Source organism: Streptomyces sp. NPDC031426 (assembly GCF_055581585.1).
The window spans coordinates 354274-378776 of sequence record NZ_JBVIJE010000003.1 but is presented as its reverse complement, the minus strand read 5'-3'; the positions used below and the strand labels follow the sequence as shown (position 1 = coordinate 378776).

Genomic DNA, 24503 nt, shown 5'->3' with positions numbered 1-24503 from the left:
GGCCCTCGGGATCGTCATCATCGCGCTGGTCTCGGCGGGCGTCCTCGGCCCGCGCGCGGCGGAGTCGGTGAGCTGAGCGCGGCGCGGACCCGTCACATGGCTCTCACCCAGCAGTTCGCCCGCGTCACCCCGCGCCACCTGGAGCGCTGCCGCGCGGCGGCCCTCGCCTCCCCCGACGCCGCGCCGGACTGGGCCCCGCCGGAAAGCGACACCCTGGACACGGACTGGGCACTGTGGGGACTGCTCCGTTTCTGCCGCGGCCCGGGTGCCGATGCCGCCACGGCCCGCCTGCTCGACCGGGTCACCGGGGGCGACCCCGGCGGGGATGTGGGCTTCCTCGACCACCCCGACGTACACGACGGCTTCGGCGAGCCGCCCCGGCTCCTGTCCGCCGCCGCCGTTTCGGACGTCTCCCGGGCACTGGACGGGACGAACCTCGACGGCGTCCTCGCCCGGCTGCCCACGGCCCCACCCGCAGCCGCCGCTGCCTGCGGATTCCCCGGCTTCAGCGGTGACCTACCGGCCTACCTGGCCCGGCACTTCACGGCCACCCGCGCCTTCTTCCGCGAGGCGGCCCGGCGGGGCATGTGCGTGGTGGTCTGGATCGACTGAGGACACGACGGCCGACGGCGGTGACCAACCGCATACGTTCTGTGTAGCCGGGCGGTAGCGCACTGTCAGTGCTTGCCCCTAGGCTGTCCGCATGTCCCCCGATTTCCCGCCCTCTGGTTCCGTGCGGTCTGCCGCCGAGGTGAACGAGCAGATCCGGGCGCTGTGGCTGCGTGCGGGCGGCACCCTGTCGGCCCACGAGCGCGCGGAGTACGAGTTGTTGGTGGTCGAGTGGGCCGAGGCGATCCGCGGTGAGGTCGTGAAGGCGGCCTGACGCGGGCGGCGGCCCGCTGCCGCCGGTCTGCGCCCGCAGGTGCGCGAGCGCCTCGTCCGCCACCGGATAGGGCCGCTCCCCGGACAACCGCCCTGCCGCCCGCTCCGGTTCCGGCCGTGCGGCATAGCCTTCCGGACGCACGTGGTCCCGCGTCCCCGTGCAGCCACTGCCCCTGTCCGCCTCAGCGGCGCCGGCTGGCCGATCCGGACCCGGAGACGCGATGGCTCGTGGGACTCGACGCCGAAGCGCCCGTCGGCGCCGTGGTCCAGTTGCTCGCCGACCCCGACAAGCGGGTAGGCGTCATGGCAGCCGGTCACCCCGCGCTGCCGGTCGATCTCGTCCTCCGGAGCTGCGGAGATCCGGAGACCTCCGCCCACGCCCTCGGCAACCCGAGCCTTCCCCTGGAAGCCATGCACCGATACCTGGATGATGCGGGCATCCCTCGCTGACGCGGACAGATCAGAAGCGCACGGCCCGTCTCCAGCACGCACCATCGATTGTCCCGGCGCGCCTCTTGGCTCCGCGCCCGCCATGCCCAACACTGTGCCGATGACGCAGCGCGCTGAGCTCGCGACCGTGATCGACCGGCTGGCCGTGGACGAGCTGATCACCGCGTACGCGGTGGCGGTGGACGACGGAGACTGGACCGCGTACCGGATGCTTTTCACGACGGACGGGCGGGCCGACTACCGTTCGGCGGGCGGTATAGAGGGCGACGCGGGACAGGTCGCCGGATGGCTGGCGGAGAGCCTGGCACTGTTCGCCATGCGCCAGCACCTGATCGTCAACCGCCAGATCCGGTTCGGCCTCCTGGAACACGACACCGGCGACACCGCCTCGGTACGGGCCGACTACCTCAACCCGATGCGCTTCGCGAGCAACGGCAGCCCTACGGCTCCGGACCTGGTCTGCGGCGGCCGGTACGACTTCGCGCTCCTGCGCACCTCGGAGGGCTGGCGCCTGCGCAAGGTGGCGGTCGAGGAAAAATGGCGGCGCCTGCCGGCCAAGGGCACTGAAACCCCATAGGGCGCGGCATCCCGAGCTCTTCCGCGCGCCTCACGCCCCCTGTCGTAGATCGCCCCCACCGCGCACACTGGAATGAGCGCAGGGCAGGGAGGGCCCCATGAGGACGATCAACCACTGGCTCGCCTCCCCTTGGCGGCGCTCGGGCGCAGCCGCGATCGCCGGCGCCCTTCCCGTGCTCTCGTTCCCGGCGCCGGCCCTGTGGTGGTTCGCCTACGTCGCCCTGGTCCCCTGGATCCTGCTGGCCCGGTCGGCTCCGAGCGGGCGCCGCGCGGCGTACGACGGCTGGTGCGGCGGCTTCGGCTTCCTGGTGGCCGTGCACCACTGGCTGTTGCCGAGCCTGCATGTGTTCATCTTCCTGATAGCCGCCCTGCTGGGCGCGCTCTGGGCGCCCTGGGGCTGGCTGGTGCGCCGGTTCCTCGGCGAGCAGCCGTCCCCGGGGCGGGGCGCCGCCGCGGTAGTGGTGCTGCCGTCCGGCTGGCTCATGGTGGAGCTGGTGCGGTCCTGGCAGGGGCTGGGTGGGCCGTGGGGCATGCTGGGCGCCAGCCAGTGGCAGGTGTCGCCGGCGCTGCGGCTGGCCTCGGTCGGGGGGGTGTGGCTGCTGAGCTTTCTGGTGGTGGCCGTCAACGTGGCGGCGGCCGTGCTGATATCCGTGCGCGAGGCCCGCGTCCCGGCCGTGGCCTCGCTGGTCGCCACGGTCGCCGCGACCTCGGCCGCATGGGCCTGGGCACCGCGCCCGCAGGTCGACGGGCAGATGCGGATCGCCGTCGTACAGCCCGGGATCGTGGACGGGCACGACAGCGGCGAGAAGCGCTTCGACCGCGAGGAGCAGCTGACCCGGCGGCTCGTCGGACAGGACCTCGACCTGGTCGTGTGGGGCGAGTCCAGCGTCGGGTACGACCTGGGCCACCGGCCCGACCTGGCCCGGCGGATCGCCGCGCTGTCCCGCGCGACCGGCGCGGACGTGCTGGTGAACGTGGACGCCCGCCGCTCCGACCGGCCCGGGATCTACAAGAGTTCGGTGCTGATCGGCCCGGACGGCCCGACCGGCGAACGGTACGACAAGATGCGGCTCGTGCCCTTCGGCGAGTACATACCGGCGCGCTCACTCCTCGGCTGGGCCACCTCGGTCGGCAAGGCGGCCGGCGAGGACCGCAGGCGTGGCACCGAGCAGGTCGTGATGAACGTCGGGCACGGGCTGCGGATCGGCCCGCTGATCTGCTTCGAGACCGCGTTCCCCGACATGAGCCGGCATCTCGCCGAGGACGGCGCCGACGTCCTGCTCGGGCAGTCGGCCACGTCCACCTTCCAGGACAGCTGGGCACCGGAGCAGCATGCCTCGCTGGCCGCGCTGCGGGCCGCCGAGACCGGCCGCCCGATGGTGCACGCCACCCTCACCGGCGTCTCGGCCGTGTACGGCCCGGGCGGGCAGCAGCTCGGTCCGTGGCTCGGCACCGACGCGAGCACCGCCCGCGTGTACGACGTACCGCTCGCGCACGGCATCACTCCGTACGTCCGCTACGGCGACTGGCCGGTGCACGGCGCGCTGCTGGTGCTGGCGGCGCTGTGCGTCACCGAGAGCCTGCGGACGCTCAGGCTGCGGCGGAACGGTCCCGAACCGCTCGTACCACCCGCTCGCACAGCTCATGGGTCGCCAGCGCGTCCCGGGCACTGAGCACCTTCTGGGCGCGCACGGCGTCGAGGAAGGTGAGGACCGCCTGTTCGATGCCGCGCTGCCGGGCCACCGGCACCCAGTCGCCGCGCCGGCGCACGGTCGGCTGGCCCTTGTGGTCGATCACCTCGGCGAGGTTGAGCACCTGGCGCTTGGTGTCCTGCCCGGAGACCTCCAGGATCTCCTCCGTGGACCCGCTGAGCCGGTTCATCACGCCGAGCGCGGTGAAGCCGTCCCCGGCGAGCTGGAGCACGACATGGTGCAGCAGCCCGGCCTCGACGCGGGCGCGCACGGTGATGTCGTCGACCGTCCCCGGCACCAGGAAGCGCAGGGTGTCGACGACGTGGATGAAGTCGTCCAGGATCATCGAGCGCGGTTCCTCGGGCAGCCCGACCCGGTTCTTCTGCATGAGGATCAGCTCGCGCGGGTGCTCCAGACACTGCGCGTACCCGGGCGCGTACCGGCGGTTGAAGCCCACGAACAGGGAGACCCCGCGCTCCTCGGCGAGGCCCACCAGCCGCTCGGAGTCGGCGAGTTCGTAGGCGAGCGGCTTGTCCACGTACGTCGGTACGCCCGCGTCGAGCAGCCGGGTGACGATCTCGGGGTGGACGGCGGTCGGCGCGTGCACGAAGGCCGCGTCGAGACCGGCGGCGAGCAGGGAGTCGAGCGTGGTGTGGCGCCGGCCGGGCGGCAGATGCAGACTGTCCGCGACCCGGTCGAGGGTGTCGGGCGTCCTGGTCCGGAGGTGCAGGTCGACCCCCGGCTGCATGGCCAGCACCGGCAGGTACGCCTTCTGCGCGATGTCCCCGAGTCCGATGCAGCCGACCTTCACGTGCTCTCCCCTACCGCTCGATTGCCTCTCCGGCAGCATACGGGGGCCGCCAGCCGGCGATGTCGTCGAAGCCGCGCAGGAGAAGCGCGGGTGCGGCCTTGGACAGGGCCGCGATCACGGTGTCGCGCACGGCGACGGCGACGGGGTTGCCGGCCATGTTCACGCGGGCGGTCTTGACGGCCCGGCGGGCGATCGCGGTGGTGCGCGGCAGCCGGGCGGCGGTGTAGGCGGCCAGGTCGTGGCTGTGGTGGGCGAGCACCACGGCGTCCTCGATGGCCTGGTTGCCGCCCTGGCCGAGGGTCGGCGGCATGGCGTGGGCGGCGTCGCCGAGCAGGGCCGCCCGGCCGAAGTGGTGGGCGGGCAGGGGCGTGACGATGTGGTGGACGTCGTGCCGGAGGACGTCCTCGGGGCGGGCGGCGGCGAGCACGGCGGGGATGGGATCGTGCCAGTCGCCGAACAGGCGCAGGAGTTCGGCCTTCTCGTCGTCGGGCGCCCGCCCGCCGGCCGGGGTCATGGCCGCCGCATAGGCGTAGACGCGGCCGTCCTTGACCGGGTGGGTGCCCCAGATGCGGCCGCGGCCCCAGGTCTCGTGCGAGGCGAACCGCGCGCCGGGCACCGGGATCAGCACCCGCCAGGTGGTGAACCCCGCGTACACCGGGCCGGGATGGTCCGGGAACAGGGCGCCGCGGACGCGGGAGTTGATGCCGTCCGCGCCGACCACCAGCTCGGCCTCCAGTTCGTCGTCCCCGGTGCGCACCCGGGCGGGCCGCCGGCCGTCGCCGGGGTCGGCGAGGTGCGCGGCGGTAGCGGTGCGGACGGCACCCGGCGGGAGCAGGGCGGCGAGGCGGTCGACCAGGATGGCGCGGGGCAGCAGGACCAGCGGGCCGCCGAAACGTGCGGACGCCGCCTCGGCGCTGGACCGGGACAGCCACCGCCCGCCCGGCGTACGCAGTCCGCCGTCCCCCTGCCAGGCAGCCAGATCCCGGATCGCCTCGCCGATGCCGAGCACGTCCAGGGCGCGCAGGGCGTTCGGGGCGAGCGAGATGGCCGCGCCGACCGGCTCCAGGGAGCGGGCCCGCTCCAGCACGGTCACCTCCCAGCCCCTGCGGTGCAGAGCCGCCGCCGCGGCCAGACCTCCGATGCCGCCACCGATGACGATCGCACGCCCCGACCGAGCCATGGCTCCTCCAGAAACCCCTCGAACTACACCTGTAGTGAGTGGGACTCTACTACAGCCGTAGTGAGACAGATAGGGTCACCTCATGTCCGTACGCACCCCCAGCGCCTCCCGTGCCGACCTGGTCGCCGACGCAGCCCTCGCCCTGCTCGCCGAGCGTGGGATGCGCGGGCTGACGCACCGTGCGGTGGACGAGGCGGCGGGGCTGCCGCTCGGCTCGACGTCGAACGTGGCGCGCACCCGGCAGGCCCTGCTGGAACTGGCGGTACGGCGGCACGCCGAGCGTGAGGCACGGGTACTGGACCTGGCCGAGATGCCGGATCCGAGCGGCGGACCCGACGCCCTCGCCGACGGGCTGGCGCTGGCCGTGCACCGCTCCCTGACCCGGGGCCGCGACCTGCTGATCGCCCGCTACGAACTCGCCCTGGAGGCCACCCGCCGCCCCGAACTGCGCGCCTTCTACGACCGGACCGGTGCCGCCTTCAGGGAGCAACTGGCCGCGATGCTCACCGCCGTGGGCTCACCCGACCCGGCCCGGCATGCGCTGTCCCTGGTCGCCTGGGCGGACGGGCTGATGTTCTCCTGCGCGGCGGGGTCGTTCAGCGCCGATCAGCCGGGCCTGGAGGACATCCGCAAGGGCCTGCGGGAACTGCTCGCGGGGATGCTGGGCCGCTGAAAACCCTTGGTGGAGGCCATGGAACCTCGGCGAGGATACGGGCATGACGACCGAACGCCGAGAGCCCGCCCTGAACGCCGGTGAACGCGCCATGCTGGAGGGCTGGCTGGACTACCACCGCCGGACGCTGGCCTGGAAGTGCGAGGGCCTGACCGACGAGCAACTGCGGACCGCGTCCGTGCCGCCCTCCGAGCTGTCCCTCATGGGTCTGGTGCGGCACATGGCGGAGGTGGAACGCGGCTGGTTCCGCAAGGTGCTCGTGGGCGACGAACCCGGCCCGATCTACTACACGGAGGACGACCGGGACGGCGAGTTCCATCTCACCGAGGCCGACACCTGGCAGGAGGCGTACGCGACCTGGCAGGCGGAGATCGAGATCGCCCGGCGCAACGCGGCCGGCTTCGCTCTCGACGATCTGTCCGAGGGATCGAGCAGGTTCAGCGACGAGCCGTTCAGCCTGCGCTGGATCTACACCCATATGATCGAGGAGTACGCCCGGCACAACGGCCACGCCGACCTGATCCGCGAACGGATCGACGGCACCACTGGCGACTGAACGTCAGCCCCGTCACCCCGAACCCCTCCGTACGGGGCACGAGATCACCCGTGCGGGGGCAACAACCTCGGCTCCCTGGTGCCAACCCGGGCACCGAACCAGCAGAGTTGACCGGGTGCATCGAACGACGACCACCACAGCGCTCCTGGTCACCGTGGCCGTCTCGGCCCTCTCCGGCTGTGTGACGGTACAGCGCCCCGCGGCACCCGCGCCACCGAGGGACACGGCCCCCTCGCTCCCGACCGCACCCCGGCCGGACGGCAGCGTGAAGCCACGGATGGTACAGGCACCGGCCCAGGAGGCACTGGAGATGACGGGGCCGTCCCGGCACCCGAGCCGCGCCACGCCGGCCACGCCGCATCCGTCGGTGGAGGCACCCCGGGTCGTACATCAACCTCCGGCGGCTCCCCCCGCTCCGTCCCGTCCCCACGAGCGCCCCCGGCGGTCGCACGCCGCCGCCCCGGACCTGCCCAACGCGGTCCCGAAGGCCCCGAACGCATGCGCCCTGGGCAAGCAGTACGGCGGCTGGCGGGCAGACAGCCCGGAGGCGGAGATCTGTCAGCAGACGTACGGCCACTGAAGCGCACCCGGAAGGCGTCAGTCACCCAGCCGCAACTCCAGCCGCCCGATCGCGGCCCACACCCCATCGCCGTACCCGTCGTCGGGCAGGACGTCCGCGGCATCGCGCGCCCGGCGCAAATGGCTGCGGGCCGCCTCGTCCCGGCCCAGCTTCACATAGTCGGCGGCAAGATCGAGATGGAGCGAGGGGACCAACCCCCGCACGCTCGGCGGAGCGCCCCGGTCCTCCGCCGCCGACAACGCCCTGAGATCCCAGGCGAGTTCGTCCTCCGGGTCGTCCTGGGTGTCCGCGAGGTAGTGGGCCAGGGTGCAGCGGTGCAGTGGGTCGCCGTCCTCGCCGATCTCCGCCCACAGATTCAGAAAGCGGCTGCGGGCCTCCTCGCGGTCGCCCCCGTGGTGCAGCATCACGATCTGCCCGATCCGTGTCAGCAGGGCATCCGGTGCCGCCTGCTCCTGTTGCTCCGCCACGGGTGCCCTCCGGGCTGTCGACCGCTGTGTGGTCCCGACGCTAAAGGGCGCCGTCTGGATTCCTCGGCAGGCGGCGCCGTTGTGGCGTGGGCCGGTGGTCGGCTGCGGGCCGGTGGAGGGCTGGTCGCGCCCACGCGGCGCAGCCGCATGTGTTGCAGCCGTGCGCCCCTGGGAGTTGCGCCTCCGTCGGCTTCGAGGCGCCCCCGTCCTCAGCCCAGATCCGGGATGCGCCAGTCGATCGGCTCATGGCCCTGCGCGGCGATCGCCTCGTTGATCTGGGTGAAGGGGCGGGAGCCGAAGAACTTCTTCGCGGACAGCGGCGAGGGGTGCGCGCCCTTGACCACCACGTGCCGCTTCTCGTCGATCAGCGGCAGTTTCTTCTGCGCGTAGTTGCCCCACAGGACGAAGACCGCCGGGTCGGGGCGGGAGGCCACCGCGCGGATCACCGCGTCGGTGAACTTCTCCCAGCCTTTGCCCTTGTGCGAGTTGGCCTCGCCGGCCCGGACCGTGAGGACCGCGTTGAGCAGCAGCACGCCCTGCCGGGCCCACGGCATCAGATAGCCGTTGTCCGGGATCGGCAGGCCCAGCTCCTCCTGCATCTCCTTGTAGATGTTGCGCAGGGAGGGCGGGGTCTTCACGCCGGGGCGGACCGAGAAGCACAGGCCGTGGCCCTGGCCCTCGCCGTGGTACGGGTCCTGGCCCAGCACGAGGACCTTGACCTGCTCGTACGGCGTCGCGTCGAGCGCGGCGAAGACCTCCTCGCGCGGCGGGTAGACGGGACCCTTCGCCCGCTCCTCCTCGACGAACTCGGTCAGCTCCTTGAAGTAGGGCTGCTGCAGCTCGTCGCCCAGAACCCCGCGCCAGGACTCGGGCAGCATGGCGATGTCGGTCACGTCAACGTCCTCATGGTCGATCGACTACGTCGTGCGGTCACTTGCAGGATTCAGAACCTACAGGTGACCACTGACAATCGCTGCCGCAAGGGCCGTTCACCGGGCTCACCAGCTGGTCTTGCGGTGCAGCGCCCACATCATCATGATCGTCGACGGGTCGAGGGCCTGCTCGCCGCCGGAGATGTCCTCGCTGGCGGCGATGAACTGCCGGCCCTGCCACAGCGGGATCAGCCGCGCGTCGCCGACGATGATCTGCTGGGCCTGCTCCATGTCCTTGACCGTCTGGGCGCGGTCGCTCTCGGCACGCGAGTGGGGCAGCAGCTTGTCGGTGATCTCCTTGGCCGGGTAGGGCGTGCCGAGCGCGTTGTGCTCACCGACGAACGGGGCGATGAAGTTGTCCGCGTCGGGGAAGTCGGGGAACCAGCCGCGCCCGAACACCGGGTACTCGCCGTTCTGGTAGCCGACCACATAGGTCTTCCAGGGGCGGCTCTTGAGCGTGATCGTGAACAGCCCGGAGGCCTCCAGCTGCCGCTTCAGCTCCTGGAACATCAGCGCGGTCTCGGAGCCGTAGCGGTCGGTGGTGTACCAGAGGGTGAGCGGCACGCGCTGGTGGATGCCCGCGTCGGAGAGGATCTTGCGGGCCTTGGGGACGCTCGGGTCGCCGTAGTTGTCGAAGAAGCCGGTGGTGTGTCCGGTCAGGCCCTTCGGGACCATCGAGTACAGCGGGTCGACGGTGTCCTTGTATACCTTGTGCGCGATGGCACCCCGGTCGACGATCTGGGCGACGGCCTTGCGCACGGCGGGCTCCTTGGCCCAGGGGTCCTTGGGGTTGAACACCAGGTAGCTGATGTCGATGCCGGAGCCGTCGACCAGCTGGAGGTTGCTGTCGCTGTGCTGTTGCAGGGCGAGGATGTCGTCGGCGGCGAGGCCGCGGTAGGTGACGTCGATCTGCTTGTCCCGCAGCGCCTTGACCATCTGGGCGGAGTCCTGGAAGTAGCGGATGGTCACCGCGTCGTTCTGCCGCTTGGCGAAGCCCTGGTAGTTGCCGTTGGCGACGAGGACGACCTGTTTGCCCTCCGCGTAGGACTGGACCTTGTACGGCCCGGAGCCGTAGACGTTGTCGTCCTTGCGCAGGGAGCGCGCGGGGTAGTCGTCCGGGTCGACGATCGACATGGCGGGCGTGGCCAGCACGAACGGGAAGGTGGCGTCGGGCTGGTTGAGGTGGAAGACGATCTCGCGGTCGCCGAGCGCCTGCACCCGGTCCAGGCTGCCGAGCAGACCTGCGGGGCCGCCGGGGGCGTCGATCGTGCGGATGCGGTCGATGGAGTGCTTGACGGCCTGGGCGTTCAGCGGGTCGCCGTCGGCGAACTTCATGCCCGCGCGGAGCGTGCAGCGGTAGGTGCGGCTCGATGCGTCGGTGAAGGAGCAGCTCTCGGCGGCGTCGGGCTGGGGAGCGGCGGCACCGCTGGGGAAGGCCAGCAGCGTCTGGAAGATGTTGCGGTACAGCTCCCAGGAGCCGTCCCAGGCGCCGGCGGGGTCCAGCGTGCTGGGGGCGCTGGTGGTGCCGACGACGATGGGGCCCTTGCCGTTGTTGTTGTCGGACAGCAGGCTGCAGCCGGCCACCAGGGATATGGACGCGATCGCCGCGACTCTCCGCAGGAATCGGTTCCGGTTGAACACGCGCACGCTCCTCGATCTGCCATACCAAGGGTCGGCAGACCATACCGCAGCGTTCGACGCCCTGAGACGGCCACCTGCTGCCGGGGTTGTCTGGAGCGCTGGCACGGGATTCCCAGGGGACGGGAGCTGACCCGTGCCGAGCATGTGTACGTGGTGGACGTGATCTGCCGGTGGATCGAGCGGGAGATGACGGGCGGGACCGGCCCCGGCCCCGCCCGCCGGCGCTGATCGCGGCGCCGGCCGCGAACGCCGCTGCCGAGAACGTCGCGTCAGAGCGTCGCGGAGTTCTCGTGCCAGTGGCCGCCGCGCCTGCTGTGCGGGGCCATGAGCGACGAGGTGACCGGGTCACCGTCCAGTCCGGGTGGCCCGGCATGCGCGGGGTCTTCGTGCCGTACAGCCAGTCGCCCAGCGGTCCAGGAATGCGCGCTCGACGGCGTGGAAGACGTCCTCGCCGACCAGCTGGCGGGAGGACAGTGTGCGCGGAGTTCGGCTGCGGGCAGATCGCGAAGCCGTCGGGGGTGGGCACCCAGGCGGTGTGGGCCAGGGTGGCGCGGGGGTCGACGGAGTAGGTGACGACGACCGGGACCGAGAGCCCGGCGTCCAGCGGCGGGGTGGGCGTGATCCGCAGCTTCTCGCCCACCTGCGCGAAGGACACGGCGGCACCGGCCACCTGAACGGAGCGTATGCCCAGGCCGAGGGCGTCCAGCGAGAAGCGGGTCAGCGGGCGGTCGGTACGGATCTCAGGGTGGCGGTCGCGTCGGCCTTCCTGGTCGCGGCGTCGTACGCGAAGTCCAGTGCGTAGGACGAGACCCGGTAGCCCTTGTTGCCGAGGGAGGGGAACACCGGGTCGTCGAGGGTCTCCGGGCCCGGGGCCGCCGCCGCCATGCGCGCGGCCGCCGTGCGCGGAGGGGCGCGCCTGGGCCGGTGCGCCCACCGTCAGTGCCGCCGTCCCATCAGCGCGGCCGCCGGGACCGTCACTGTGCTGCGATATCTCATGGTCGCCTTTGCTCGGGCGGCCGTGTGGTCGGTCCGGCCGCCGGTCGATGACGATCACCCGTGGTCCGCGGGCGACGATCACCCGTGGTCCGCGGGCGACGATCACCCGTGGTCCGCGGGCGATCATTTGTCATGGCCACCAAAGGCGGCTACCGGTTGCGCCGACGCGCGACGTTTTCCGGCAGGGACCCCTGTCGAGCCGAACCCGATCACGAGATATCTTGATGTCGAGCAATGTTGCAGACGTGGAGCGGAGCACCCGGTGACTGACTCGACCATCATCTACACCTACACAGACGAGGCCCCGGCCCTGGCGACGCATTCGTTCCTGCCGGTGGTCCAGGCGTACGCCTCGCAGGCCGGTGTGCCCGTGACGACCCGGGACATCTCGCTGGCCGGACGCATCATCGCCCACTTCCCGGAGTACCTGAACGAGGACCAGCGCATCCCGGACGCCCTGGCCGAGCTGGGTGGCCTGGCCAAGACCCCCTCGGCCAACATCGTCAAGCTGCCGAACATCTCGGCGTCCATCCCGCAGCTGCGCGCCGCCGTGGCCGAGCTGCAGGGCAAGGGCTACGCGCTGCCGGACTACCCGGACGACCCGAAGACCGACGAGGAGCGCGAGATCCGCGCCCGCTACGACAAGGTCAAGGGCTCCGCCGTCAACCCGGTGCTGCGTGAGGGCAACTCCGACCGCCGGGCCCCGGCCTCGGTGAAGAACTACGCCAAGACCCACCCGCACCGCATGGGCGCCTGGACCCCCGAGTCCAAGACCAACGTGGCGACCATGGGTGAGAACGACTTCCGCTCCACCGAGAAGTCCGTCGTCATCGCCGAGGACGGCGCGCTGAGGATCGAGCTGGTCGCCGAGGACGGCACCACCACCGTGCTGCGCGAGTCCGTGCCGGTGCTGAAGGACGAGGTCGTCGATGCCTCCGTCATGCACGTCGCCGAGCTGGAGCAGTTCCTCGCCGCGCAGGTCGCCCGCGCCAAGCAGGAGGGCGTCCTGTTCTCCGTGCACCTGAAGGCCACGATGATGAAGGTCTCCGACCCGATCATCTTCGGTCACGTGGTGCGCGCCTTCTTCCCGAAGACGTTCGCGAAGTACGGCGAGACCCTCAAGGCGGCCGGCCTCACTCCGAACGACGGCCTCGGCGGCATCCTCAAGGGCCTGGACAACCTGCCCGAGGGCGCCGAGATCAAGGCCTCCTTCGACGCCGAGATCGCCGAGGGCCCGGCCCTCGCCATGGTCGACTCCGACAAGGGCATCACCAACCTGCACGTGCCCTCGGACGTCATCGTCGACGCCTCCATGCCGGCGATGATCCGCACCTCCGGCCACATGTGGGGCCCGGACGGCCAGGAGGCCGACACCCTCGCCGTCCTCCCGGACTCCTCCTACGCCGGTGTCTACCAGGCCGTCATCGAGGACTGCCGGGCCAACGGCGCCTACGACCCGTCCACCATGGGCTCGGTGCCGAACGTCGGCCTGATGGCGCAGAAGGCCGAGGAGTACGGCTCCCACGACAAGACCTTCGAGATCCCGGCCGCGGGCACGGTCCGCCTCGTCGACCGGGCCGGCACGGTGCTCATCGAGCAGCCGGTCGCGCAGGGCGACATCTTCCGCGCCTGCCAGACCAAGGACGCCCCGATCCGCGACTGGGTCAAGCTGGCCGTCACCCGCGCCCGCGCCACCGGCGACCCGGCGGTGTTCTGGCTGGACGAGAACCGCGCCCACGACGCGCAGCTCATCGCCAAGGTCCGGCAGTACCTGCCGGAGCACGACACCGAGGGCCTGGACATCCGCGTCCTGTCCCCGGTCGAGGCCACCAAGCTGTCGGTGGAGCGCATCCGCCGCGGCGAGAACACCATCTCCGTGACGGGCAACGTCCTGCGCGACTATCTCACCGACCTCTTCCCCATCCTGGAGCTGGGCACCAGCGCCAAGATGCTGTCGGTCGTCCCGCTGATGGCGGGCGGCGGCCTGTTCGAGACCGGCGCCGGCGGCTCCGCGCCGAAGCACGTCCAGCAGCTGGTCAAGGAGAACTACCTGCGCTGGGACTCCCTCGGTGAGTTCTTCGCGCTCGTCCCCTCCTTCGAGCAGTACGCGACGGCCACCGGCAACGCCCGTGCCAAGGTCCTCGCCGACACCCTCGACCGCGCCACGGCGACCTTCCTCAACGAGGACAAGTCCCCGACCCGTCGCGTCGGCGGCATCGACAACCGCGGCAGCCACTTCTACCTGTCCCTGTACTGGGCGCAGGAGCTGGCGCGGCAGACCGACGACGCCGACCTGGCCAAGGCCTTCGCTCCGCTCGCCGAGACCCTCGCCGCGAACGAGCAGAAGATCGTGGACGAACTGATCGCCGTCCAGGGCAAGCCGGCCGACATCGGCGGCTACTACCAGGTCGACAAGGCCAAGGCGGACGCGGTCATGCGCCCGTCGGCCACCTGGAACGAAGCGCTGGCGTCCCTGCGCTAGTGCCTGCGGCGCCAGTGCCTGCGGCACCTGAACCGCCCTCGTGAGTGGCCCTCCGCCCCGGCCGGCAGCAACGCCGGCCGGGGCGGAGGCATGTGCGGGGCGGCGGGCCAAGCAGGTGCCCCGCGCTCCCACAGGCGAGCCGGATCGCCCTCCCAGACGCGTTACCGCTGTGGCACCTTGTTGCCGCACCACGCCACTGACGACGACCCCGGAGCCACCTGTGTCCTCCTTCGAACTCCTGCCCGGTGCCCCCGAGTCGCCCGTCCTGCTGCACGTGCCGCACTCGGCGCGGGCGATCCCCAAGGGCGTGCGCGGCGGGATCGTGCCGGACGACGCCGCGCTGGAGCGGGAGTTGGACCACATCACGGACGCGCACACCGCCGAGCTCGCCGAGCGGGCCGCGGGCCTCGCGGCCGTCACCCCATGGCGGTTCGTGAACCGGCTGTCCCGCCTGGTCGTGGACCCGGAGCGGTTCCCGGACGAGCGCGAGGAGATGACGGCCGTCGGCATGGGCGCCGTATACACGCGGACCACGCACCGGAGCGAACTACGGCCCGCGGACACCGATCCGGGGCCGCTGCTGGAGCGGTACTTCCGGCCTTACGCGCGGGCCATGACCGAGGCGGTCGCACAACGGCTGGCGGCGGCCGGGCGGGCCGTCATCATCGACGTGCACTCCTATCCGACCCAGCCGCTGCCCTACGAGCTGCACGGCACCGGGCCGCGTCCACCGGTGTGCCTGGGGACCGATCCCTTCCACACCCCGCCGGAGCTGACGGACGCGGCACGCAAGGCGTTCGCGGACTGCGGGGGGATCGGACTGGACAGCCCCTTCGCCGGGACGTACGTGCCCCTGGAGTTCTACGGCACCGATGCACGGGTCACCGCCCTGATGGTGGAGATCCGCCGGGACACCTACATGGCGGAGCCGGGCGGACCGGCCGGCCCGGGACTTCAACGGCTGGCGGGCGCGCTGGCCGGGCTCGTGGACGCGGTCTGAAGCGCCCCAGCGGCACCCCGTCAGGCGCCCGGCCCCCCACCTGGCGCACTCCGACAGGACAACGCCCCGCCCCCATACCAATGTGGTGCGCATGACCGAGGAGACCACGCTCACCGGCCACGCCCCGCCGCCCGTACGGGACTGGCCCACACCCGACCTGGACGGAACGGACTTCGACCCGGTCCTCGCCGGACTGATGCGCGAGGGTCCGCTGACCCGGATCCGGCTGCCGTTCGGCGAGGGCTGGGCGTGGCTGGCGACCCGCCATGACGACGTGAAGCTGATCACCAACGACCCGCGCTTCAGCCGCGCCGAGGTGACCGGCCGCCAGGTGACCCGCATGGCGCCGAACTTCGCGCCCCGCCCGGGCTCGCTCGCCTGGGCCGACCAGCCCGACCACAACCGGCTGCGCAAGCCGGTCGCCGGCGCCTTCACGGTGAGCGCCATGAAGCGGCTGCGGCCCCGCGCGCAGGCGGTCCTGGACGAGCTGGTGGAGTCCGTCGTACGGGACGGGCCGCCGGCCGATCTGATGGAGCGGGTGCTGGAGCCGTTCCCGCTCACCGTGGTCAGCGAGGTGATGGGGGTGCCCGCCGCCGACCGGGCGCAGGTGCACGCCTGGACCCGCGAGATCATCTCCACCAACGGGGCCGAGGCGGCCGGCCGGGCCAAGGAGGGCCTGTACGGGTGGATCACCACGACCGTCCGGGCCCGCGCCCACAGCCCCGGCGAGGACGTCTACTCGATGCTGGGCGGGGCCGTGGCGCGCGGGGAGATCAGCGAGGAGGAGGCCGTCGGGCTGGCCGGCCCGCTGCAGATCGGCGGCGAGGCGGTCACGCACAACTGCGGGCAGATGCTGTACCTGATGCTGACCCGGCCGGAGCTGATGGAGCGGATGCGGGCGCGGCCCGAGGCCCGCGGTCCCGTGCTCGACGAGCTGTTCCGGTGGATCCCGCACCGCAGCTCGGTCGGGCTCGCCCGGATCGCGCTGGAGGACGTGGAGATCGCCGGTCACAGGATCGCCGCGGGCGAGCCGGTCTACGTCTCCTACCTCGCCGCGAACCGCGACCCGGCCGTCTTCCCGGACCCGGACCGCATCGACCCCGACCGCGATCCCAACCCGCACGTGGCGTTCGGCAACGGCCCGCACTTCTGCACCGGCACGCTGCTCGCCCGGCTGCAGACCGAGCTGCTGGTGGACACCCTGCTGGACCGGCTGCCCGGGCTGCGGCTCGCGGTGCCGGCCGAGGACGTGCGATGGCGGCACAGGACGATGATCCGCGGGCCGCGGACGCTGCCCGTGACCTGGTCCGTGTGACGTCGTGACGTCCTGAGCGGGGTCAGGCCCGCAGCCACTCGGTGACGATCACCTCCGTGCCGGTCCGCAGCCTGAGGGCGAACGGGCCGGCCGGTGGTGTGTCGCTGGTGAAGCGGCCGAGCGTGTCGACCGCGACCGGGAGAGCGGTCCGCGGGCCGCCGAGCACCTCGATGCGCGCGGACTGCGGCGGCAGCACCTGACCGATCAGCCCGTCCTCGGTGACCTCGACGTCGACGGTGACCTCGCCCGCGCTGAACGTCAGCATCCGCGGGGTGTCCGGTATACCCCGGACCGGCAGCGCGTCCACCAGCGAGTCGAAGGTCAGCTCGGCGATCCGCGCGTCCAGATCGTGCAACGCATAGGCGTCCAGGGCCACTTGGAGCAGAGTGTCCGGGACCGGGTCGAGCACCGCGGCCGCCTGGCGCAGCTCCTCCTCCAGCAGGGAGTCCGCCAACTCCTCGTCCGTCGTGCCCGGTTCCGGAAACCGATGGTCGTCGTTCACGCCGCACCCCGTGCGTCCATCCGGGCCCGCAGCCGGCGCAGACAGCGCTGGCGCAGCGGTCCGATGCTGCCGACCGCGATACCGAGCGCGGCCGAGATCTCACCGTAGCTGGGCGGCGGGGAGGCCACCAGCACGCGCAGCAGCTGCCGGCAGCGCTCCCCCATGCCGTCCAGCTCCTGCCACAGGCGGCGGACCCGCTCGGCCCGGTCCGCCGCCTCCTCCGAGTCGATCAGCGACTCCTCCGGGGTCCGCTCGTCGCTGGCCCGGTCCAGCACCCGTGGATCGTCCGTCAGGGTCAGCCGGGTCAGGCTCTTGAGCACTTTCAGGCACTCGTGGCGGGCCGTACTGACCAGCCAGGAACCCGCCTTGTCGGGTTCGCGGATCCGGCCCAGATGCTGGGCGAAGCGGAACCACACGGTCTGGTAGACCTCGTGCCCGTCGGCGTCGGAGAGCCGGTGTGCGCGCACGACCGACCACACCAGCGGACTCATCCCTTCCACCAGCGCTTTCCAGGCCGCGGCGTCCCCGTCGACGGCGGACTGGACGAGCGCGCCGACCTCTGTTCGGTCCACGGCTCCACCCCTCGTGTACGGCACGTCATCGTACGCCGTGGAGCGGAGCGTTCCGGACCTCATACGGGCACGGCCGGGGCCACGACCGGGACCGGGCGCCAGCCGGCCGGCCGGAGCGCCGGGACATGCGCCCCGCGCACCACGGCGGTGTCGGTGGTGGCCGCGAGCAGCCGGGCGAGCGCGGTGCGCGGGTCGCGCTCCCCCTGCGCCGCCATCAGCGCGGCGACGAGACCGGCGGCGACCGGGGTGGCGAAGGAGGTGCCGCTCCACTGCGCGAGGCCGTCGAACATCACCTGGTCCGGCTTGGCCCCGGTGCTCTCCCGGCCCTCGCTCAGCACGCCGGTGTGCCGCGGGAACTGACAGGTGCACGGATAGTCGAAGCCGAACCGGCAGGCGTCGTAGGTGGAGTGCTGGTAGATGTACGGCACGGGGGTGTCGAAGCCGGTGAGGGCGCTGGTGAGGCGCTCGCCGGGGGCGTGGACCCGCACCCAGGGGCCGTGGTTGCTGAAGCAGGCCGCGCCGTCGCCGTCGGCGCGGAGGGCGCCGACCGAGAGCACGCTGTCGGCGTACTCGGGCAGGGCGGCGTAGGCGGCGGGCCAGAACGGTGTGTCGCTGGCGTTGTTGCCGGCGGCGGCCACCAGCAGGGTGCGCCGCTCGCGCAGTTCGCGCATGAACGCGTCCAGGCCGAGCAGGCCGTCGCCGCTCTCGGTCGTGGCGCCGGCGGAGAGGCTGATGATGTCGGGCCAGCCGCCCTGGTCGACCGCTTCGAAGAGCCGGGCGCCGAACTCGGACTCCAGGATCGCCCCGGCGTCGTTCAGGGTGCCGCGGACGGTGATGTCGGTGCTGGGCGCGACGGCCGCGAGGATTCCGGCGATGAAGGTGCCGTGGCCGACGTACTGGCGCAGCACGCCGTCGGCGTCGGTCTCGGCCGTCTGGGCGTCGCCCGTGGTGTGGGCGAGCAGCGGACAGGAGCCGTGGTCGTGCACCAGGCCGGTGTCGATCACGAGGACCCCGACGGCGCTGTCCGCGTCGTAACCGCCTTCGGCGGCGGCCGGGTTGGCCATCTGGGTGCGCGCGACCGGCACCGGCTCGTCGCCGGGGCACGCGTTGACCGCGATGTGCACCACATGGTTGCGGCTCACCAGCCGGCGCCCCTGGCGGTCCTCGGCCTCCCGCACGGCGCGCAGCGCGTGCGGGACGGTGTCGTCGCCGGAACTCGGATCGGCGACCCGGATGCGGGTGACGCCGGTGCGGTTGTTCTCCGGGCCGTCCCGCCGGACATGGTCGGGGAGCAGCCCCTCGGTCGCGGTGAAGTGGGCGCGCACGGCGTCCTCGACGACCCGGGCCTCCTCGCCGTCTCGGGCCAGGACGACGCCCTTCTCGTAGAGGAAGTGGGCGTCGTCGTCCGGCCCCATGGCAAGGGATGTGTCCGGCATGGAGCGCTGGATGTGCTCGAACTGCTCGTGGAACCGCTGTGGAGCCATGGCCTGTCCTCCCCCTGAAGACGGTGTTCGACAGTGAGAGTCGCGGGGCCACCGTCTGATACAGGTGGCCACTACCATGCGAGACGTGACGGCGGGAAGCGAGTCGGTTCTCGAACTGCTGCCCCTGGTGTTCGCCGACCCGGGCGAGGCCCGGGCACGCGCGGAACAGGTGCTGGGGGCCGGTCCGCCGCCGCTGCACGCCAGCGTCGCCCACCAGGTGCTCGGCATCTGGCAGCGGGACTTCGGGGATCTGCGGATCGCGCTCCGTCATCTGCGCCGGGCCCGGGACCTGGCCGCGCGCGCCGAGTCGGCCGACCGCGAGGCGGATGTGCTCGCCACGCTCGGGGTCGCACTGGTGCACGCGGGGCGCACGCGGCAGGGGCTCACCTCCTTCGAGCGCGGGGTCGCCCGGGGCAGCGGGCACACCCGGGCCCGGGTGCTGTACCGGCGGGCATATGTGTGGTGGGTGCTGGGGCATCACCGGGAGGCGCTGGAGGACGTACGGCGGGCGCTGCCCGTGCTGCGGCAGCTCGGGGACGACATCTGGACCGCGCGGGCGTTGACCCTGCGGGCCACCGTGCATCTGGCCCTCGGCGCGGTGGACCGGGCGGTCGCCGACTTCACGGCGGCCGAGCGGCTGTGGGACACCACCGGCCAGGAGCACGACAAGGCCGACGCGGTGGAGAGCCGCGGGCTCGCCGCCTTCCGGTCCGGGGACATCCCGGCCGCGCTGCGGCTGCTGGACGAGGCGGAGGAGCGGTACGCGAAACTCGGCACGCCCACCTACATGCTGGCGCTGCGCCGCTGCGAGGTGCTGATGGCGGCCGGCCTCGCCCCGGAGGCGCTCGCCGAGGCGGACGCGACGATCGCGCTGCTGGACCGGATCGGCGGGCAGTCCACCCGCAAGGCCGAGCTGCTGCTGGCCGCCGCGCGGGCCGCCCGTTCGGCCGGGGACGCGCACACCGCCGTGGCCCGCGCCGCCGTCGCCGTACGGCTTTTCGCGGCGCAGCGCCGGATGTGGTGGGAGCAGCACGCCCGGCTGGTGCTGATCGAGGCGCGGGTGGCGGCCGGTCGCCGCTCGGGGCGGCTGGTGGCGGACGCGGCGGCGGTCGCCGAGAAGCTGGCCTCCTTCGGCTCCCCCGCGGCACCGGAGGCCTCCCTCCTCGCGGGCCGGATCGCGCTCGCACTGGGCTGGACCGCCGACGCCGAACGCCACTTGGCGGTGGCCGCGCGCAGCCGGTACGGCGGCCCGCCGCCGGCCCGGGTGACGGGCTGGGCGGCGCAGGCGCTCCGGGCGCGCGCGGCCGGGTCCCGGCGGGGCGTGCTGGAGGCCTGCCGGCGCGGCCTGGACGTGCTGGACGACCACCGGATGACCCTCGGCGCCTCCGAGCTGCGGGCGCACGCCACCGCGCAGGGCGCCGAACTGGCGGCGCTCGCCCAGGAGGTGAGCCTCACCCACGGCGGTCCCCGCCGGCTGCTGGAATGGAGCGAGCGCTGGCGGGCGACCGTGCTGTCCGCCCCGCCCACCCGGCCGCCCGCCGACCCGGCACTGCTGAGCGGTCTGACCGCCTACCGGGAGATCGCGGCCCGCGCCGAGGAGGCCCGGATGGAGGGCCGTCCGGTGCCCGCGCTGGAGCGCGAACATCGGCGCCTGGAACGGGAGATCCGCTCCCGCACCCACCACATACGCGGCTCCGCGCCGCACGAGGGCGAACGCTTCGAGGTGGCCCGGCTGCTGGACCGGCTCGGCGAGGCACGCCTGGTCGAACTCGCCGTGGTCGGCGGGCGGGTGCACGTCCTGCTGTGCGGACAGGGCCGGGTGCGGCGGTTCACCGGCGGCCCGCTGGCCGAGGCGGTGGCCGAGGCCGAGTACGTCCAGGCCGGGCTGCGGCGCCTCGCCCACCCCGGCGCCGAGGCCCGGCTGCCGCTGGTGGAGGCGGCGGGGCTGCGGCTGCAGGAACTGCTGCTGGGCGGGGCCGTACCGCATCTTGGCCCGGGCCCGGTGGTGGTCGTGCCACCGGGGGCGCTGCACCGGGTGCCGTGGGCGCTGCTGCCCGCGCTGCGCGAGAGGGTGCTCAGCGTGTCCCCGTCGGCGGGCAGCTGGCTGCGTGCCCGCGAAACCGAGCCGCCGCCGGGCGGCCGGCCCGTACTGGTGCGCGGGCCCGGCCTCGCGACCGGCGGCGCGGAAGTACCGGAACTGGCCGCCCGCTACGGCACAGCGACCGTCCTGGAGGGCGACGCCGCCCAGGTCCCGCGGGTCCTGGAACACCTCGACGGCGCGGCACTCGCCCACCTCGCGGCCCACGGCACGTTCCGCGCCGACAGCCCGCTGTTCTCCGCCCTGCGCATGGCCGACGGCCCGCTGATCGTGCACGACTTCGAACGGCTCACCCGCAGCCCGTACCGGATCATTCTCTCCAGCTGCGACACCGCCCGCCTCGCCTCCGTCGGCGCCGACGAACTCCTCGGTCTCGTCACCGCGTTGCTGCCGCTCGGCACGGCCGGGGTGGTGGCGAGCAGCGCACCGGTCAACGACGCTGCCGTGGTCCCCCTGATGCTGGCGCTGCACAAGGGCCTGGGCGCGGGGCTCTCGTTGGCGGAGGCACTCAGGGATGCCCGCAGCGCGCTGCCGGGAGACGCGGTGCACCAGGCAACGGGATGGGCCTTCGCGGCCTTCGGGGCGGCGTGAGAACGCCCTCACGCCGATGCACAGAGCAACGGCAACGCTCCCCGATCGGCGGTGCCGAGACGGCTGTAGGCGCTGTACAGATGATTCCCCACCGTCCGCACGGACAGGGTCAACCGCTCGGCGATCTCCCGGTTGCTGAGCCCCGCCGCCGCGAGCGCGACGATCTGCCGCTGCCGGGCGGTGAGTTCGCCGAGGACCAGCCCGGCCAAGGCGGGCGTCCGTGCGCCCTGGCAGCGCCGCGCGAGCGCCACCGCGCGGGTCCGGGACGCCCGCGCGGCACGCGGATCGCGGTGCACCCGCACGGCCTGCGCCCGGGCCTCGGCCGCGAACAGCAGGAAGCCGTGCTCTCCCAGGGCCTCGGCGGCCCGGTCCAGGCCGTCCCCGTCCCTTCGCGCCAGCGCGTCGGCGTGCCGCGCGAACACGCTCCCCGCAGGCAACCGCCCGGCCGCCCGTTCCGGGTAACCGAGGCGTACGGCGTCGTACCGGGCGTACACGTCGTCCTCCCCGCTCGGGTCCGACTCCCCACCGGCCCGGCGAAGTTCCGCACGGCATCCGTCATCTCCCGGCGCGCCCCGCAGCCCCTCCCGCGCCCAGGCGGCGGCGTCCCGGACCTCCCCCCGCAGCCATGCGAACCGGGCGCGCACGGCGGCGTACCCGGCCGGGAGCACCGCACCCTCCGCCACCAGCCACTCCCCCACCGGGGTGGGCACCGACCGCACATCGAGCCGCTCGATCGCCCGCACCAGGAGCCGCCGTTCGGCCTCAAGGGCCGGACCGTGGTCGCGCGGCGCGCCGGCCAGCCGACGGGCCCGCAGCCGGCCGGCCGTGGCGCGCAGGGCCGCCCCGTGCAGGGGGTGGGCGAGGGTGACGGCTCCGTCCTGGTCGTCGACATGGATCAGCCCGTCGGCCTCCAGCGGCTCCAGGACCTCCGGTTCGAGGTCGTCCAGCGGCAGGGGCAGCGGCTCGGCGAAGGCCAGGCGCTCCAACGTGTCCCGTTCATCCGAGCGGGACCGTTCGAGCACCGGGGCGAGCCGCTCCCGTACGGCCGCGGTGACCGGCAGCGGCCCCCGCCAGGCCCGTTCCTGCGTACCAGGCACGGGAATCAGCCGCCCCGTCCTGCCCAGCGCGGCGACCAGGTCGCGCAGCAGCCGCAGATCGCCCCGGCACATCCGGTGCAGGCGGCGGACGGTGAGCGGTTCCAGCCCGGCGGCGGCGAGCAGCTGGGCGACGTCCTCGCCGGGCAGCGGTTCGAGGGCCAGCCGGGGCAGCAGTTCACCGGTCCACAGCCGGGAGACCGCGCCGGGCGCGGGCGCGCCGTCCACCGCGGCCACCACGAGCCGGGTGCGGCCGTGCACGGCGAGCTGGTGGACGAGGGCGGCGGAGGCCTCGTCCAGCAGATGCGCGTCGTCCACGACGAGGAGCCGTACGCCGGCCAGGATCCGCACCGCGCGGTGCAGCGAGACGGTGTCGGGCAGCAGGTGGGCGAACGCCGCGAAGGGCAGGCCCCGGGTCTCGGGCGTGCCGGTGACCAGGGCGTGCTCCGTGCCCCGGACCGCTTCCCTGATCAGCCGGGTCTTGCCGTGGCCGGCCGGCCCGGTCACCACGATGCCGTGCCCGCCGCCGGCCGACGAGGCGCGGACCAGTTCCAGTTCGTCCTCCCGCCCGGTGAACGGCCAGGGCAGCTGAAGCGTCTTGGCGTCCTGCTCGTAAGTCCTCACACCATGCAGAGCGCGGGTACTCAGGTTTGATACAGGGCGACTTGAGTAGCCCCCGACTCAAGCGCCCGGCCGCGGGGGCGGGCACGCTGGCCGCATGACCCGACGCCTCTGCTCGCTCCCACGGCAGCCGGCCCCGTGCTTCGCACCGGGGCTGACCGCCGAGCGGCGGGACGCGCTGCTCGCCGGGCGGCGGATGTGGGTCAACGGCACCGTCCTGCACTACTACCTCTACGGCGGCTCCGACGCCTCGGTGATCCCGGTCCCCGGGACCGGTGAGCTGCGCCGGGTGCCGTGGGCCGGCGGCGAGGAGCAGCGGGACATCGTCCGCGAAGCCTTCCGCGAGTGGCAGGGACTCGGCATCGGCGTGACGTTCGCCGAGGTCGGCGACCCGCGCGAGGCTGAGCTGCGGATCGGGTTCCAGGCCGGCGGCGGTTCCTGGTCGGCGGTGGGCCGGGAGGCGCTGTCGGTCGGCCGCAGCGAACGCACCATGAACCTGGGCTGGGACGTGACCGGGCCCGGGGAGCGCGGCACGGTACTGCACGAGATCGGGCACGCGCTCGGCATGGTGCACGAGCACCAGAGCCCGTACGCCGGGCTGCACTGGGACGACGAGGCCGTGTACGCCGAGCTGGCGGGCCCGCCGAACTTCTGGAGCCGGGAGACGGCGTACACGAACGTCCTGCGCGAGCTGGACGCGGGCGAGGCGAGCGGCTCGGTGTGGGATCCGCAGTCGGTGATGACGTTCCCGTTCGGGCCGGGGCTGGTGCTGGAGCCGGAGCAGTACCGCGGGGGGCTGTCTCCGTCCGGTGACCCGTCCCCGGCCGACAAGGAGTTCGTGCTGCGCTGGTACCCGCCCGCCGACCCGGCCGGGCCGGCCGAGCTGCTGCCGTTCCGGTCGGCCCCGCTCGGCCTCGGGCCGGGCGAGCAGGCCGACTTCACCGTCGAGCCGCCGGAGACCCGCGACTACACCGTGGGCACCTTCGGCGACGCCGACGCGATGCTCGTGGTCTTCGAGGAGCGCGACGGGGTGCCGCGCTTCCTCGCGGGCCACGACGACGGCGGCACGCCGGGCAACGCCGCCGTCGGGGTCCGGCTCGTCAAGGGCCGCCGCTATGTCGTCCGCGTCCGCCTCTACTCCACCTGGGGTTCGGGGGAGACGGCGGTCATGTGCTGGTGACAGCACACGGACGACACCGACCACATGTCCGGCACCGGGGGAGCGGGGGGGGGGGGGGGGGGGGGGGGGGGGGGGGGGGGGGGGGGGGGGGGGGGGGGGTGTGGGGAGGAGGGGATAAGCGTGTGGGGT

The 24503-nt window shown here is 73.1% G+C and carries 24 protein-coding genes; 14 read left to right on the top strand and 10 right to left on the bottom strand.

What is annotated here, in order from left to right; genetic code table 11:
- The first annotated feature begins 96 nt into the window (after window positions 1-96).
- From ACZ5NH_RS07235 to lnt, 5 genes are all read left to right on the top strand, one after another.
- Window positions 97-612, top strand: coding sequence for a DUF1877 domain-containing protein (locus tag ACZ5NH_RS07235; RefSeq protein WP_468773348.1), 516 nt, complete (start codon window positions 97-99; stop codon window positions 610-612).
- A gap of 91 nt (window positions 613-703) precedes the next feature.
- Window positions 704-883: a hypothetical protein gene (locus ACZ5NH_RS07230; protein ID WP_388632513.1), complete on the top strand. Its 180-nt coding sequence runs from the start codon at window positions 704-706 to the stop codon at window positions 881-883.
- A gap of 227 nt (window positions 884-1110) precedes the next feature.
- Window positions 1111-1332, top strand: coding sequence for a hypothetical protein (locus ACZ5NH_RS07225; protein ID WP_468773347.1), 222 nt, complete (start codon window positions 1111-1113; stop codon window positions 1330-1332).
- A gap of 100 nt (window positions 1333-1432) precedes the next feature.
- Window positions 1433-1909 carry a nuclear transport factor 2 family protein gene (locus ACZ5NH_RS07220; RefSeq protein ID WP_388632507.1) on the top strand — a complete coding sequence of 159 codons (477 nt, stop codon included), beginning with the start codon at window positions 1433-1435 and terminating at the stop codon, window positions 1907-1909.
- 97 nt (window positions 1910-2006) lie between these two features.
- Window positions 2007-3581 carry an apolipoprotein N-acyltransferase gene (gene lnt, locus ACZ5NH_RS07215; protein ID WP_468773346.1) on the top strand — a complete coding sequence of 525 codons (1575 nt, stop codon included), beginning with the start codon at window positions 2007-2009 and terminating at the stop codon, window positions 3579-3581.
- Here lnt and ACZ5NH_RS07210 read toward each other — a convergent pair.
- Both ACZ5NH_RS07210 and ACZ5NH_RS07205 read right to left on the bottom strand, forming a co-directional pair.
- Window positions 3499-4410, bottom strand: coding sequence for a Gfo/Idh/MocA family protein (locus ACZ5NH_RS07210; protein WP_468773345.1), 912 nt, complete (start codon window positions 4408-4410; stop codon window positions 3499-3501). The genes lnt and ACZ5NH_RS07210 overlap by 83 nt on opposite strands.
- Before the next feature lie 10 nt (window positions 4411-4420).
- Entirely contained in the window at window positions 4421-5590 is a 1170-nt protein-coding gene (locus tag ACZ5NH_RS07205; RefSeq protein WP_468773344.1) for an FAD-dependent monooxygenase, read from the bottom strand.
- Window positions 5591-5672: 82 nt separating this feature from the next.
- Between ACZ5NH_RS07205 and ACZ5NH_RS07200 the strand changes: the two genes are divergently transcribed.
- The 3 genes from ACZ5NH_RS07200 to ACZ5NH_RS07190 all read left to right on the top strand — a co-directional run bounded on the left by ACZ5NH_RS07200 (window position 5673) and on the right by ACZ5NH_RS07190 (window position 7399).
- Window positions 5673-6263 (top strand): TetR/AcrR family transcriptional regulator, encoded by a 591-nt coding sequence (locus ACZ5NH_RS07200; protein ID WP_468773343.1) that lies wholly within the window; start codon window positions 5673-5675, stop codon window positions 6261-6263.
- A gap of 43 nt (window positions 6264-6306) precedes the next feature.
- Entirely contained in the window at window positions 6307-6819 is a 513-nt protein-coding gene (locus tag ACZ5NH_RS07195) for a DinB family protein (RefSeq protein WP_468773342.1), read from the top strand.
- 277 nt (window positions 6820-7096) lie between these two features.
- Window positions 7097-7399, top strand: coding sequence for a hypothetical protein (locus ACZ5NH_RS07190; RefSeq protein ID WP_468773341.1), 303 nt, complete (start codon window positions 7097-7099; stop codon window positions 7397-7399).
- 17 nt (window positions 7400-7416) lie between these two features.
- Here ACZ5NH_RS07190 and ACZ5NH_RS07185 read toward each other — a convergent pair whose 3' ends face one another.
- The 3 genes from ACZ5NH_RS07185 to ACZ5NH_RS07175 form a co-directional block, all read right to left on the bottom strand.
- Complete coding sequence (locus ACZ5NH_RS07185) at window positions 7417-7866, bottom strand: hypothetical protein (protein ID WP_468773340.1); 450 nt, start codon at window positions 7864-7866, stop codon at window positions 7417-7419.
- A 209-nt stretch (window positions 7867-8075) separates the two neighbouring features.
- Complete coding sequence (locus tag ACZ5NH_RS07180) at window positions 8076-8759, bottom strand: uracil-DNA glycosylase (RefSeq protein WP_450985503.1); 684 nt, start codon at window positions 8757-8759, stop codon at window positions 8076-8078.
- A gap of 105 nt (window positions 8760-8864) precedes the next feature.
- Window positions 8865-10439 (bottom strand): ABC transporter substrate-binding protein, encoded by a 1575-nt coding sequence (locus ACZ5NH_RS07175; protein ID WP_468773339.1) that lies wholly within the window; start codon window positions 10437-10439, stop codon window positions 8865-8867.
- A 21-nt stretch (window positions 10440-10460) separates the two neighbouring features.
- Here ACZ5NH_RS07175 and ACZ5NH_RS07170 point away from each other — a divergent pair, with 21 nt between their 5' ends.
- A complete protein-coding gene (locus tag ACZ5NH_RS07170; RefSeq protein WP_468773520.1) occupies window positions 10461-10667 on the top strand; it encodes a DUF4186 family protein in 207 nt (68 codons plus the stop codon).
- A gap of 489 nt (window positions 10668-11156) precedes the next feature.
- On the opposite strand, the gene ACZ5NH_RS07165 is transcribed toward ACZ5NH_RS07170, so the two are convergent.
- The gene (locus ACZ5NH_RS07165) at window positions 11157-11324 is read right to left on the bottom strand and encodes a hypothetical protein (protein WP_468773338.1); all 168 of its coding nucleotides are present in this window, start codon (window positions 11322-11324) and stop codon (window positions 11157-11159) included.
- A gap of 373 nt (window positions 11325-11697) precedes the next feature.
- Here ACZ5NH_RS07165 and ACZ5NH_RS07160 point away from each other — a divergent pair, with 373 nt between their 5' ends.
- The 3 genes from ACZ5NH_RS07160 to ACZ5NH_RS07150 all read left to right on the top strand — a co-directional run bounded on the left by ACZ5NH_RS07160 (window position 11698) and on the right by ACZ5NH_RS07150 (window position 16232).
- Entirely contained in the window at window positions 11698-13917 is a 2220-nt protein-coding gene (locus tag ACZ5NH_RS07160) for an NADP-dependent isocitrate dehydrogenase (protein WP_468773337.1), read from the top strand.
- A gap of 220 nt (window positions 13918-14137) precedes the next feature.
- Window positions 14138-14917 carry an N-formylglutamate amidohydrolase gene (locus ACZ5NH_RS07155; RefSeq protein ID WP_468773336.1) on the top strand — a complete coding sequence of 260 codons (780 nt, stop codon included), beginning with the start codon at window positions 14138-14140 and terminating at the stop codon, window positions 14915-14917.
- A gap of 91 nt (window positions 14918-15008) precedes the next feature.
- Window positions 15009-16232: a cytochrome P450 gene (locus ACZ5NH_RS07150; protein WP_388626732.1), complete on the top strand. Its 1224-nt coding sequence runs from the start codon at window positions 15009-15011 to the stop codon at window positions 16230-16232.
- A 22-nt stretch (window positions 16233-16254) separates the two neighbouring features.
- On the opposite strand, the gene ACZ5NH_RS07145 is transcribed toward ACZ5NH_RS07150, so the two are convergent.
- Genes ACZ5NH_RS07145 through ACZ5NH_RS07135 form a run of 3 tightly spaced genes read right to left on the bottom strand, consistent with a single transcriptional unit; the run spans window position 16255 to window position 18790 of the window.
- Window positions 16255-16734 (bottom strand): hypothetical protein, encoded by a 480-nt coding sequence (locus tag ACZ5NH_RS07145; RefSeq protein ID WP_468773335.1) that lies wholly within the window; start codon window positions 16732-16734, stop codon window positions 16255-16257.
- Window positions 16731-17369 (bottom strand): RNA polymerase sigma factor, encoded by a 639-nt coding sequence (locus ACZ5NH_RS07140; RefSeq protein WP_388626736.1) that lies wholly within the window; start codon window positions 17367-17369, stop codon window positions 16731-16733. Before ACZ5NH_RS07140 ends, ACZ5NH_RS07145 begins: the two co-directional genes overlap by 4 nt.
- Complete coding sequence (locus ACZ5NH_RS07135) at window positions 17366-18790, bottom strand: S8 family peptidase (protein WP_468773334.1); 1425 nt, start codon at window positions 18788-18790, stop codon at window positions 17366-17368. Before ACZ5NH_RS07135 ends, ACZ5NH_RS07140 begins: the two co-directional genes overlap by 4 nt.
- Window positions 18791-18875: 85 nt before the next feature.
- Here ACZ5NH_RS07135 and ACZ5NH_RS07130 point away from each other — a divergent pair, with 85 nt between their 5' ends.
- On the top strand, window positions 18876-21479 hold the full coding sequence (locus ACZ5NH_RS07130; RefSeq protein ID WP_468773333.1) for a CHAT domain-containing protein: 2604 nt from the start codon (window positions 18876-18878) through the stop codon (window positions 21477-21479).
- A gap of 8 nt (window positions 21480-21487) precedes the next feature.
- On the opposite strand, the gene ACZ5NH_RS07125 is transcribed toward ACZ5NH_RS07130, so the two are convergent.
- Window positions 21488-23197 carry a LuxR family transcriptional regulator AbsR2 gene (locus ACZ5NH_RS07125; protein ID WP_468773332.1) on the bottom strand — a complete coding sequence of 570 codons (1710 nt, stop codon included), beginning with the start codon at window positions 23195-23197 and terminating at the stop codon, window positions 21488-21490.
- A 94-nt stretch (window positions 23198-23291) separates the two neighbouring features.
- On the opposite strand from ACZ5NH_RS07125, the gene absR1 reads away from it, so the two are divergent.
- Complete coding sequence (absR1, locus tag ACZ5NH_RS07120; RefSeq protein WP_468773331.1) at window positions 23292-24374, top strand: beta-glucuronidase AbsR1; 1083 nt, start codon at window positions 23292-23294, stop codon at window positions 24372-24374.
- Window positions 24375-24503 lie beyond the last annotated feature (129 nt).